This is a genomic window from Pseudomonas sp. FP1154, from assembly GCF_030687245.1.
Classification (GTDB): Bacteria; Pseudomonadota; Gammaproteobacteria; order Pseudomonadales; family Pseudomonadaceae; genus Aquipseudomonas; species Aquipseudomonas rhizophila.
Genome location: NZ_CP117465.1, coordinates 5,627,204 through 5,638,969 on the forward strand (window position 1 = coordinate 5,627,204; position 11,766 = coordinate 5,638,969).

Annotated in this window: 12 protein-coding genes; 7 read left to right on the forward strand and 5 right to left on the reverse strand. The window is 61.3% G+C overall.

Going from position 1 to position 11,766, the window contains the following annotated elements; genetic code table 11:
* Nucleotides 1-178: 178 nt before the first annotated feature.
* Entirely contained in the window at nt 179-1,264 is a 1,086-nt protein-coding gene (gene glnL, locus PSH91_RS25170) for a nitrogen regulation protein NR(II) (RefSeq protein ID WP_047226914.1), read from the forward strand.
* A complete protein-coding gene (ntrC, locus tag PSH91_RS25175) occupies nt 1,261-2,697 on the forward strand; it encodes a nitrogen regulation protein NR(I) (protein WP_047226913.1) in 1,437 nt (478 codons plus the stop codon). Before glnL ends, ntrC begins: the two co-directional genes overlap by 4 nt.
* A 505-nt stretch (nt 2,698-3,202) precedes the next feature.
* On the opposite strand, the gene PSH91_RS25180 is transcribed toward ntrC, so the two are convergent.
* Complete coding sequence (locus PSH91_RS25180) at nt 3,203-3,643, reverse strand: hypothetical protein (protein WP_076383353.1); 441 nt, start codon at nt 3,641-3,643, stop codon at nt 3,203-3,205.
* Between PSH91_RS25180 and trmL the strand changes: the two genes are divergently transcribed.
* Nucleotides 3,642-4,097 (forward strand): tRNA (uridine(34)/cytosine(34)/5-carboxymethylaminomethyluridine(34)-2'-O)-methyltransferase TrmL, encoded by a 456-nt coding sequence (trmL, locus tag PSH91_RS25185; RefSeq protein WP_047226911.1) that lies wholly within the window; start codon nt 3,642-3,644, stop codon nt 4,095-4,097. The genes PSH91_RS25180 and trmL overlap by 2 nt on opposite strands.
* 139 nt (nt 4,098-4,236) lie before the next feature.
* On the opposite strand, the gene secB is transcribed toward trmL, so the two are convergent.
* The 3 genes from secB to PSH91_RS25200 are packed head-to-tail and all read right to left on the reverse strand — an operon-like array spanning nt 4,237 to nt 5,427.
* Complete coding sequence (gene secB / locus PSH91_RS25190) at nt 4,237-4,719, reverse strand: protein-export chaperone SecB (protein WP_047226910.1); 483 nt, start codon at nt 4,717-4,719, stop codon at nt 4,237-4,239.
* Nucleotides 4,720-4,757: 38 nt separating this feature from the next.
* Entirely contained in the window at nt 4,758-5,012 is a 255-nt protein-coding gene (gene grxC, locus PSH91_RS25195; protein ID WP_047226909.1) for a glutaredoxin 3, read from the reverse strand.
* A gap of 1 nt (nt 5,013) precedes the next feature.
* A complete protein-coding gene (locus tag PSH91_RS25200; protein ID WP_305466911.1) occupies nt 5,014-5,427 on the reverse strand; it encodes a rhodanese-like domain-containing protein in 414 nt (137 codons plus the stop codon).
* A 152-nt stretch (nt 5,428-5,579) separates the two neighbouring features.
* On the opposite strand from PSH91_RS25200, the gene gpmI reads away from it, so the two are divergent.
* The 4 genes from gpmI (at nt 5,580) to PSH91_RS25220 (ending at nt 10,745) form a co-directional block, all read left to right on the forward strand.
* Nucleotides 5,580-7,109, forward strand: coding sequence for a 2,3-bisphosphoglycerate-independent phosphoglycerate mutase (gene gpmI, locus PSH91_RS25205; protein WP_076383352.1), 1,530 nt, complete (start codon nt 5,580-5,582; stop codon nt 7,107-7,109).
* Between the two features lie 216 nt (nt 7,110-7,325).
* The gene (locus PSH91_RS25210) at nt 7,326-8,612 is read left to right on the forward strand and encodes a murein hydrolase activator EnvC (protein WP_305466912.1); all 1,287 of its coding nucleotides are present in this window, start codon (nt 7,326-7,328) and stop codon (nt 8,610-8,612) included.
* Nucleotides 8,613-8,644: 32 nt separating this feature from the next.
* The gene (locus PSH91_RS25215) at nt 8,645-9,961 is read left to right on the forward strand and encodes a S41 family peptidase (RefSeq protein WP_047226905.1); all 1,317 of its coding nucleotides are present in this window, start codon (nt 8,645-8,647) and stop codon (nt 9,959-9,961) included.
* 1 nt (nt 9,962) lies between these two features.
* A complete protein-coding gene (locus PSH91_RS25220; protein WP_076383351.1) occupies nt 9,963-10,745 on the forward strand; it encodes a divergent polysaccharide deacetylase family protein in 783 nt (260 codons plus the stop codon).
* A gap of 129 nt (nt 10,746-10,874) precedes the next feature.
* On the opposite strand, the gene PSH91_RS25225 is transcribed toward PSH91_RS25220, so the two are convergent.
* Nucleotides 10,875-11,630 carry an ABC transporter substrate-binding protein gene (locus PSH91_RS25225; protein ID WP_305466913.1) on the reverse strand — a complete coding sequence of 252 codons (756 nt, stop codon included), beginning with the start codon at nt 11,628-11,630 and terminating at the stop codon, nt 10,875-10,877.
* Between the last annotated feature and the right edge of the window lie 136 nt (nt 11,631-11,766).

The following is an 11,766-nucleotide window of genomic DNA, read 5'->3' on the forward strand; positions in this document are numbered from 1 at the left end:
TTCCAGCCCATTTTGGTTCGAAAGTACCCGAAAAAGCTGGCAGAACGCCACGCAATCGGGCGAAAAAGGTTCGTTTGAGGCTCTAAACGCTTCTTTTCGGAGCCTTGGTTTGGTTTTTGCATTTTCCTTGTATCGGCGCGTCATACGCGTGCTTGCTTACGCTCCAAAAGAGGTCCTGATGACCATTAGCGACGCACTACACCGCTTGCTACTCGATAACCTCACCACCGCAACCATCCTGCTCGATGCCGAACTGCGGCTCGAGTACATGAACCCGGCGGCAGAGATGCTGCTGGCCGTCAGCGGCCAGCGCAGCCACGGGCAGTTCATCAGCGAGCTGTTCACCGAATCGGCCGAGGCGCTCAACTCCTTGCGCCAGGCAGTGGAACAGGCGCACCCGTTCACCAAGCGCGAAGCGATGCTCACCGCCCTGACTGGCCAGACACTGACCGTGGATTACGCGGTAACACCGATCCTGAACAACGGTGCCACGCTGTTGCTGCTGGAGGTGCATCCCCGTGATCGCCTGCTGCGCATCACCAAGGAAGAGGCTCAGTTGTCCAAGCAGGAAACCAGCAAGATGCTGGTGCGCGGCCTGGCCCATGAGATCAAGAACCCCCTCGGCGGGATTCGCGGCGCGGCGCAACTGTTGGCCCGGGAGCTACCCGAAGAAAGTCTCAAGGACTACACCAACGTCATCATTGAAGAAGCCGACCGCTTGCGCAATCTGGTGGATCGCATGCTCGGCTCCAACAAGCTGCCGTCCCTGGCAATGTGCAACGTTCACGAAGTGCTGGAGCGCGTCAGCAGCCTGGTGGAAGCCGAGAGCCAGGGGTGCATCACCTTGGTGCGCGACTACGACCCGAGCATTCCCGATGTTTTGATCGATCGCGAGCAGATGATCCAGGCGGTGCTGAACATCGTGCGCAACGCCATGCAGGCCATCAGCAGCCAGAACGAGCTGCGCCTGGGCCGCATCAGCCTGCGCACCCGCGCCATGCGCCAGTTCACCATCGGCCATGTGCGTCATCGCCTGGTGACCAAGATCGAAATCATCGACAACGGCCCGGGCATTCCCGCGGAGTTGCAGGAAACCATCTTCTTTCCCATGGTCAGCGGCCGCCCTGACGGTACCGGGCTGGGCCTGTCCATTACCCAAAACATCATCAGTCAGCATCAGGGCTTGATCGAATGTGAGAGCCATCCCGGCCACACCACCTTTTCGATCTTCCTGCCACTGGAACAAGGAGCCACATCGACATGAGCCGTAGTGAAACCGTGTGGATCGTCGATGACGACCGTTCTATCCGTTGGGTCCTGGAAAAAGCCTTGCAACAGGAAGGCATGACCACCCAGAGCTTCGACAGCGCCGACGGAGTGATGAGCCGCCTGGCCCGTCAGCAACCGGACGTCATCATCTCCGACATCCGCATGCCCGGCGCTAGCGGTCTGGACCTGCTGGCGCGGATTCGCGAGCAGCACCCACGGCTGCCGGTGATCATCATGACCGCCCATTCGGACCTGGACAGCGCTGTGGCGTCCTACCAGGGCGGCGCCTTCGAATACCTGCCCAAGCCCTTCGACGTCGATGAGGCCGTGTCACTGGTCAAGCGCGCCAACCAGCACGCCCAGGAGCAACAGGGTATGGAAGAGGTGCCAGCGCTGGCACGCACCCCGGAAATCATCGGTGAAGCGCCGGCAATGCAGGAAGTGTTTCGCGCCATTGGGCGCTTGAGCCACTCCAACATTACCGTGCTGATCAACGGCGAATCGGGCACCGGTAAAGAACTGGTCGCCCATGCCCTGCACCGCCACAGTCCACGGGCGGCCTCACCGTTCATTGCGCTGAACATGGCGGCGATCCCCAAGGACCTGATGGAGTCCGAGCTGTTCGGTCACGAGAAAGGCGCGTTCACCGGCGCAGCCAACCTGCGGCGCGGGCGCTTCGAACAAGCCGACGGCGGCACCTTGTTCCTCGACGAAATCGGCGACATGCCGGCTGACACCCAGACCCGGCTGTTGCGCGTGCTGGCGGACGGCGAGTTCTATCGGGTGGGCGGCCATACACCGGTCAAGGTCGATGTACGCATCATCGCCGCGACCCACCAGAACCTGGAAACCCTGGTCCACGCGGGCAAATTCCGCGAAGACTTGTTCCATCGCCTGAATGTGATCCGCATTCATATCCCGCGCCTGGCGGACCGTCGCGAAGACATCCCGACCCTGGCCCGGCACTTCCTCAGCCGCGCGGCCCAGGAGCTGGCGGTAGAGCCCAAACTGCTCAAGAGCGAAACCGAGGAATACCTCAAGAACCTGCCGTGGCCCGGCAACGTGCGCCAGCTGGAGAACACCTGCCGCTGGATCACGGTGATGGCGTCCGGTCGCGAAGTGCACATCAGCGATCTTCCACCGGAGCTGCTCAGCCTGCCGCAGGACTCGGCCCCGGTGACCAACTGGGAACAGGCCCTGCGCCAGTGGGCCGACCAGGCCCTGGCCCGCGGCCAATCGAACCTGCTGGACAGCGCCGTACCGAGTTTCGAACGCATCATGATCGAGACCGCCCTCAAGCACACCGCCGGCCGCCGTCGCGACGCCGCGGTGCTGCTGGGCTGGGGCCGCAATACCTTGACCCGCAAGATCAAGGAATTGGGGATGAAGGTTGATGGCGGGGATGATGATGAGGGGGATGAGGGCTGAGCAGCCTTTAGCCCTTCACTGATCTTGAAGGCCAATCGCGAGCAGGCTCGCTCCCACAAAGGTTTGCGGTGTCGCGACTATCTTGTGGGAGCGAGCCTGCTCGCGATGTTTTTGAAGGCTTGATGCACCGCATCGATGCACTGAGAACCGCAATGGCACATGCGCCCCCCCGTCAAAACCAATCAGCCCAACTCGAAGAAACCGCACAAACAAAAGCAAAAGCCCCGAAATACGGGGCTTTGCGCATCATCAGCAGATTTTTTGTGACAAGCCATTTAAAACTGGCACGCCCCCTGCAATAACTCAATCACTACCCAGTTTCGGGGACCTTGGTACAGGCAGGCCGGGGATTCCCCATTTTACATCGGGCTCATCGAGCCCACTGTTTTGGGGGCCTTGATACAGGCAGGTCAAGGTTTCCCTTCTTTACACCCGGGGCTGCGCGTTTAACGCAAGCCCCTCCCGTTTGGGGACCTTGGTACAGGCAGGCCGGGGATTCCCTCTTTTACTGCTCCTGGAGACGGATCTCCAGCCGCCAGCGGTCATCGACCTCGCTGCCGGCCCACTCCCCCCGCAATGGACGCGCCGCCACCAGCGTCAGCAACAACCCTTTGTCACTCAAACGCACCCGCCAGTTCACGTCCTTGCCATTGAGTTTGAGCTGGCCCTTCTGCGGACGGCCCTCTGCCTGGAGCAACAGCGCCACTGAGCCGTCGATGATTTCCCCGTGCAGCTTGGGCTCGTTGTTGAACCAGGCCACCAGCGTCCCGTCGATCACTTCGACCTGTTGCAGCACGCTCGGCTCGGGCGTGGTCAGGCGACCGATCATCAGGCCGACCATCAGACCGAAGATCGCCAAAGACCCCATCACTCGAGGTAATAGCTTCGAACGCTGATCGGTTTGCGGCGTAGAATGCCGCTCATCTTTATCTGCGGAGCCGTGCATGTTTCACGTCATCCTTTTTCAACCGGAAATTCCGCCGAACACCGGCAACGTCATCAGGCTGTGCGCCAACAGCGGCTGCCACCTGCATCTGATCGAACCACTGGGCTTCGAGATGGACGACAAGCGCCTGCGCCGTGCCGGTCTCGATTACCACGAGTATGCCACCCTGCAGCGCCACGCCGACCTCGCCAGCTGTCTGGAGAGCCTGGGGCATCCGCGCTTGTTTGCCTTCACCACCAAGGGTTCGCGGCCATTCCATGATGCCAGCTTCGTCGCGGGCGATGCGTTCCTGTTCGGCCCGGAAAGCCGTGGCCTGCCGGCCGAGGTACTGGACGCCCTGCCCGCCGACCAGCGTCTGCGCCTGCCGATGCGCGAAGGCTGTCGCAGCCTGAACCTGTCCAACACCGTGGCAGTGGCCGTTTACGAGGCCTGGCGGCAGAACGGTTTCCGGTAACCCTGGCCAGAAACTTCTGTGGGAGCGAGCCTGCTCGCGATAGCGCTGTACCAGTCAACTCAATACTGACTGACATGACGCTATCGCGAGCAGGCTCGCTCCCACAGGTTTATACCTTGTGCTACAGCCGCGATACCGCTTACTGAACGGTCGCGGCGCCTTCTTGCTGCATGCGCTGCAGTTCTTGCGCGTACAGGGCATCGAAGTTCACCGGGGCCAGCATCAGGGCCGGGAACGAACCGCGGGTCACCAGGCTGTCCAGGGTTTCGCGGGCGTACGGGAACAGGATGTTGGGGCAGAAGGCACCCAGGGTGTGGCTCATCGAAGCGGCATCCAGGTTCTTGATCAGGAAGATCCCGGCTTGCTGCACTTCGGCAATGAATGCGACTTCGTCACCGTTCTTCACGGTCACCGACAGGGTCAGCACCACTTCGTGGAAATCATCTTCCAGGGCTTTCTGGCGAGTGTTCAGGTCCAGGCCTACGCTCGGCTCCCACTGCTGGCGAAAGATCGCCGGGCTTTTCGGGGCTTCGAAGGACAGGTCACGCACATAAATACGCTGCAAGGAGAATTGCGGTGCGGTTTCTTCTTCGCTGGCAGCTGTGTTCTGTTGGTCAGTCATCGCAGATCCTTCTTACTTTCAGGTTCTTAGTGGGGAATTCAGGCCTTGAGCATCGCATCGAGCTTGCCGGCGCGATCCAGGGCAAACAGATCATCGCAACCGCCCACGTGGGTGCTGCCGATCCAGATCTGCGGCACGGAGGTACGTCCGGCCTTTTGAGTCATTTCGGCGCGCAGTTGCGGCTTGCCGTCGACCTTGATCTCTTCGAAAGCCACACCTTTGTTCTTGAGCAGGAACTTGGCTCGGGAGCAATAGGGGCAGTAATCGCTGGAATAGACAACAACGTGGGTCATATCACTTCACCAGGGGCAGATTGTCGGCTTTCCAGCTTGCAACGCCACCGGACAGTTTGGCGGCGGTAAAGCCGGACTTCATCAGCTCGCGGGCATGAGTGCCTGCGTGCTGGCCCTGAGCATCCACCAGGATCAGCGTCTTGGCCTTGTGTTTTTCCAGTTCACCGATACGAGCGATCAGTTTGTCCTGGGGAATGTTCACCGCGCCGACAATGTGACCAGCGGCGAAATCCTTGCTCGGGCGGATGTCTACCACCACGCCGGCGTCCTTGTTGACCAGTGCCGTCAGCTCGCCAGTACTGAGACTGCGACCGCCGCCCTGCATCGTATGGGCAACCAGCAACGCCAGCAGTACGACGAAGATACCGACGAGAAGGTAGTGGTTAGTGGCAAATTCAATCAGGTGAGCAACCATCGAAGGAGGTTCCAGGGCGTTAAAATGTCGGCCAGTATACACAGCACACAAGGCCGGCCAAACCCCGCCCGGCGGTGACGGCACCGGAACTTACCTTTAAACTGCCCGTCCCTTTTCCATCGCCTTCTTTTAATCAGCCACGAGTGGATTCCATGACTACCACGCCTAAACCTTTGGTCCTGATGATTCTCGACGGCTTCGGTCACAGTGACAGCCACGAATCCAATGCCGTGTACGCGGCCCGCAAGCCTGTGCTGGACCGTCTGTGGGCCACCGTGCCGAACGGCCTGATCTCCGGCAGCGGCATGGACGTCGGCCTGCCCGACGGACAGATGGGCAACTCCGAAGTCGGCCACATGAACCTCGGCGCGGGCCGCGTGGTGTATCAGGACTTCACCCGCGTGACCAAAGCGATCCGCGACGGCGAGTTCTTTGAAAACCCGACCATCTGCGCTGCTGTGGATAAAGCCGTGGCTGCTGGCAAAGCCGTGCACTTCATGGGCCTGCTGTCCGATGGCGGCGTGCACAGCCACCAGGACCATCTGATCGCCATGGCTGAACTGGCCTTCAAGCGCGGTGCCGAAAAAATCTACCTGCACGCGTTCCTCGATGGCCGCGACACGCCACCAAAAAGCGCCACTTCGTCGATCGAACTGCTCGACAGCACCTTCCAGGCTCTCGGCAAGGGCCGTATCGCCAGCATCGTCGGCCGTTACTACGCCATGGACCGCGATAACCGCTGGGACCGGGTGTCCCAGGCCTACAACCTGATCGTCGACGGCAACGCCGAGTTCAACGCCGCCACCGCCCAGGAAGGCCTGCAAGCCGCCTACGAGCGGGGTGAAAGCGACGAATTCGTCAAGGCCACCACCATCGGCGAGCCGGTCAAAGTCGAGGACGGCGACGCCGTGGTGTTCATGAACTTCCGCGCCGACCGTGCCCGCGAGCTGACCCGCGTGTTTGTCGAAGACGATTTCAAGGAGTTCGAACGCGCCCGCCAGCCGAAACTGGCCGGCTTCGTGATGCTGACCCAATACGCCGCCAGCATCCCCGCGCCGTCGGCCTTCGCCGCCGGCAGCCTGGAAAACGTGCTGGGCGACTACCTGGCGAAGAACGGCAAGACCCAACTGCGCATCGCTGAAACCGAGAAGTATGCCCACGTGACGTTCTTCTTCTCCGGTGGCCGTGAAGAGCCCTTCCCCGGCGAAGAACGCATCCTGATCCCGTCGCCGAAAGTCGCCACCTATGACCTGCAACCGGAGATGAGCGCACCGGAGGTCACCGACCGCATCGTCGATGCCATCGAGCACCAGCGCTACGACGTGATCGTGGTCAACTACGCCAACGGCGACATGGTCGGCCACAGCGGGGTGTTCGACGCCGCGGTCAAAGCGGTGGAATGCCTGGACACCTGCGTCGGGCGCATCGTCGAGGCGCTGGAAAAAGTCGGCGGTGAAGCGCTGATCACCGCCGACCATGGGAATGTCGAGCAGATGTCCGACGAGTCCACCGGCCAGGCCCACACCGCCCACACCACCGAGCCGGTGCCATTCATCTATGTCGGCAAGCGTGACTTCAAGGTCCGCGATGGCGGCGTACTGGCTGACGTGGCGCCGACGATGCTGATGTTGCTGGGGATGGAGAAGCCGGCGGAGATGACCGGGACGTCGATCCTGGTCTGACCCAACACTTACCAATGTGGGAGCGAGCCTGCTCGCGATAGCGGTATTACAGTCAACATCTATGTTGGATGTTATGGCCTCATCGCGAGCAGGCTCGCTCCCACAGGGTTCAAGGTGTTTTTTGGGCCAGTTATCACACAGCCCCAAATGGGCGTTTTTTTTGCAGCGTGGGGCGGGCATACTAGGCCGTCCCTTTCCCTGGTGTCGCCCGCCTCTATGCTTCGCGTTCTGATAGCCCTCGCTCTGACCTGCCTGCTCCAACCGGCCTTCGCTGACGAGCGCGCACAAACCCAACAGCAGTTGGACGCCACGCGTCAGGACATTGCCGAGCTGAAAAAGCTGCTGGGCAAGTTGCAGGAAGAGAAGTCCGGCGTGCAGAAAGATCTGCGCGGTACCGAGACCGAGATGGGCAAGCTGGAAAAGCAGGTCGACGCCCTGCAACAAGAGCTGAAGAAAAGTGAATCCGAGTTGCAGCGACTCGATACGGAGAAAAAAAAACTCCAGAGCGCGCGCACTGAACAGCAAAAGCTGATCGCCATCCAGGCCCGCGCGGCCTACCAGAACGGCCGTCAGGAGTACCTCAAGCTGTTGCTCAACCAGCAGAACCCCGAGAAATTCGCTCGCACACTCACGTACTACGATTACCTGAGCCAGGCACGCCTGGAGCAACTCAAGAGCTTTAACGAAACCCTGCGCCAGCTGGCCAATGTCGAAAAAGAGATTGAATTGCAGCAGGCCCAGTTGCTGGTGCAGAAAAGCAGCCTCGACACCCAGCGCGAAGAACTCGAGAAGGTTCGCAAGGAGCGTCAGGTCGCCCTGGCCAAGCTCAATGAGGACGTGAAGGCCCGCGACAGCAAGCTCAAGGCTCGCGAGCAGGACCAGGCTCAACTGGCAAAAGTCTTGAAGACCATCGAAGAAACCCTGGCACGCCAGGCTCGAGAGGCGGAAGAAGCGCGCCAGAAGGCGCTGATCGCCCAGCAGGAAGCCGAAAAAAAGAGCTTGCGTGAGGCCCAGGCCGACGCCAGCGATGCACCGAGCAAACCTGCCCGATCAAGCCCTGGCCCCCTGGTTTCGGCAGGGGGTGAAACCTTCGGCGGCGCCTTTGCTTCGGCACGGGGCAAACTTCCATGGCCGGTCAATGGTCGATTGCTTGCACGCTTCGGCCAAACCCGCGGCGATGATACCCGCACCAAATGGGACGGCGTGATGATCAGCGCCACTGCCGGCAGCCAGGTGCATGCCGTGCATGGCGGTCGTGTGGTGTTCGCCGACTGGCTTCGCGGCGCCGGCCTGCTGGTGATCCTGGATCATGGTAACGGCTATTTGAGCCTGTACGGCCATAACCAGACGCTGCTCAAGGCGGCCGGCGATGTAGTCAAGGCCGGCGAGTCCATCTCTACGGTTGGTAACAGTGGCGGGCAGGATACGCCAGCGCTGTATTTCGCTATTCGTCAGCAGGGTCGCCCCAGTGACCCGACCCAATGGTGTCGTGCGCAAGGATAAGCGCGCCCATCCAACTCAGGAGTTCGTTCGACATGCTGCATTTGTCCCGCCTCACCTCGCTGGCCCTGACGATCGCCCTGGTGATCGGTGCGCCCCTGGCGTTCGCCGCTGAACCGGCCCCCTCGTCGACCGCCGCTACGGCCGCGACCACCAAGGCCCCGCTGCCGCTGGACGAACTGCGCACCTTTGCCGAAGTCATGGACCGGATCAAGGCCGCTTACGTGGAACCGGTGGACGACAAGCTGCTGCTGGAGAACGCCATCAAGGGCATGCTCAGCAACCTTGACCCCCACTCGGCCTACCTGGGGCCGGAAGATTTCGCCGAGCTGCAGGAAAGCACCAGCGGCGAGTTCGGCGGCCTGGGCATCGAGGTCGGCAGCGAAGACGGCTTCGTCAAAGTGGTTTCGCCCATCGACGACACGCCTGCTTCCAAGGCCGGCATCCAGGCCGGTGACTTCATCGTCAAGATCAACGGCCAGCCGACTCGCGGCCAGAGCATGACCGAAGCCGTGGACAAGATGCGCGGCAAGATCGGCCAGAAGATTACCCTGACCCTGGTGCGCGATGGCGGCACGCCGTTCGACGTGACCCTGACCCGCGCGATCATCCAGGTCAAAAGCGTGAAGAGCCAGTTGCTGGAGTCGGGCTACGGCTACATCCGCATCACCCAGTTCCAGGTCAAGACCGGCGAAGAAGTCGCCAAGGCCCTGGCCAAGCTGCGCAAGGACAACGGCAAGAAGCTCAACGGCATGGTCCTGGACCTGCGTAACAACCCCGGCGGCGTGCTGCAATCGGCCGTGGAGGTGGTGGACCATTTCATCACCAAGGGCCTGATCGTCTACACCAAGGGCCGCATCGCCAATTCCGAGCTGCGCTTTTCGGCCACCGGCAACGACCTGAGCGAAGCCGTGCCGCTGGTGGTACTGATCAACGGTGGCAGCGCTTCGGCATCGGAAATCGTCGCCGGCGCCCTGCAGGACCAGAAACGCGGTGTCGTCATGGGCACCACCAGTTTTGGCAAAGGCTCGGTGCAGACCGTCTTGCCGCTCAACAATGACCGCGCCCTGAAGATCACTACTGCGCTGTACTACACCCCTAACGGCCGATCCATCCAGGCCCAGGGCATCGTCCCGGACATCGAGGTGCGCAAGGCCAAGATCACCAGCGAGCAGGACAGCGAGTACTTCAAGGAAGCTGACTTGCAGGGTCACTTGGGCAATGGCAACGGCGGCGCCGACAAACCGACCGGTTCCGGCGCCAAGGCCAAGCCCATGCCGCAGGATGATGATTATCAGTTGGCTCAGGCCCTGAGCCTGCTCAAAGGACTGAACATCACCTCCGGCCGCTGAGATGGGCCTGCGCTTCATCCTGGGCCTGGTGTGCTGCCTGGCTGGCGCGGCCTTTGCCGCGCCCGCCACACCGGCACCGGCACCGCACAAGGCCTACCTGAGCCTGATCATCGATGACCTGGGGCAGAACCTGCCTCGGGATCGCCGCGTGCTGGCCCTGCCCGGCCCGGTCACTGCGGCGATCATGCCCGACACGCCACACGCTGCCGAACTCGCCCGCGAAGCCCATCGCGCCGGCAAGGTCGTCATGCTGCACATGCCCATGGACCCGGCCACCGGGCCGTTCGCCTGGCATCCGGAACTGCCCCTTGAAGAGTTGGGAAAACGCCTCGACGCCGCATTCGCCGCCGTGCCCTTCACCAGCGGGATCAATAACCACATGGGCAGCCGCATGACTTCCCAGCCGCGGGCCATGGCGTGGTTGATGGCGAACTTGCAGCAGCGACACAAGTTCTTTGTCGACAGCCGCACCAGCGCCCAGACAGTCGCCGCCGCCGAGGCGCAAAAAATCGGCCTCGCCAGCGTGTCACGTGATGTGTTCCTGGACGATGAGCGCACCGAAGCGGCCATCGCCCATCAGCTTCAGGTCGCCATAGAGCTGGCTCGCCAGCAGGGTTCTGCGGTGATGATTGGCCATCCCTATCCGCAGACCCTGGCCGTGCTCGAACGCGAACTGCCCAGGCTCAAGGCCCAGGGCATCGAATGGATCGACATCAAGTCGATGATCAGCTTGCGCAGCAATCGGGCGATGGCTGGGCATGGCAAAGATGGGGTTTATCGGTAGCGGTTAAACCGCGCCGCCGCTATCGCGAGCAGGCTCGCTCCCACACTGGATCTGCGGTGGGCACATGACTGGCGAACAACCCGACACCCTGTGGGAGCGAGCCTGCTCGCGATGGCGGTGGCGCAGTCTTCAGAGATACCGCGCCATGATCGCGTCCACCGCACCTTCCTTGCGCAGTTCATCCAGGGCCGCTTGAAGGCGGGCGACCACGTCGTCGGGCACGTTTTTGTTCAACGCCAGGTACAACTCGGCACTGTTGAACCGTAGCACGGTCTTGAGATCGCTCACCCCTTCCTCACGCGCCAGATAGCGCCCGGCCGGATCCCCGGTGGCCCACAGATCGATTTGACCATTGACCAGCTTCCTGGCGTTGTCCTGATCGCGCAACACGACAATCGGGTTCAGCCCTTGCTTGGCCAAGGTCTCGGCAATCGCGTCACCCTTGTAAGCCCCGATCCTGTATTGACGCGCCTGCTCCAACGAGTCCAGGGAAATCTTGCTGTCAGCCTTGGCGAGCATGATCCAGTCGTCCGGGCCAATCGGGCCGACCCATTTGAAGAGTTTTTCACGCTCGGGCAATCGCGCCGTGACAAACACGCCGTACCCGGGATTATCCAGGGCCAGTTTATAAATTCGCTCCCACGGGAAACGCAGTGTCAGGCTGTAGCTGATATCGGCACGTTTGAATATCTCGCGGACAATATCCACCGCGATGCCATTGATGTTCTCGTCCTGAGCGAAGTTTTTGCCATTCTTGGCCATGTTGTAGGGCGGGAAGTTTTCCGTCAGCAACACCAGGCCGACGTCACGGCGATCTTGAGCCTGCGCCCCGTTGGCGAACAACAAAGAGGCACTGGCAATAACCAAAAGAATGCGTCTGAACATGTCTGCTACCCGAATCCATGGCGTGCCCAAGAGTGCCTCGGGCCTGCGAGCATGTCCACAGCCCTTTGCTGCCCAGGCGGCTCAACGACTCAAAATATAAAACAGCACTCTCACCGTTGAGGTAACTATTTACCGC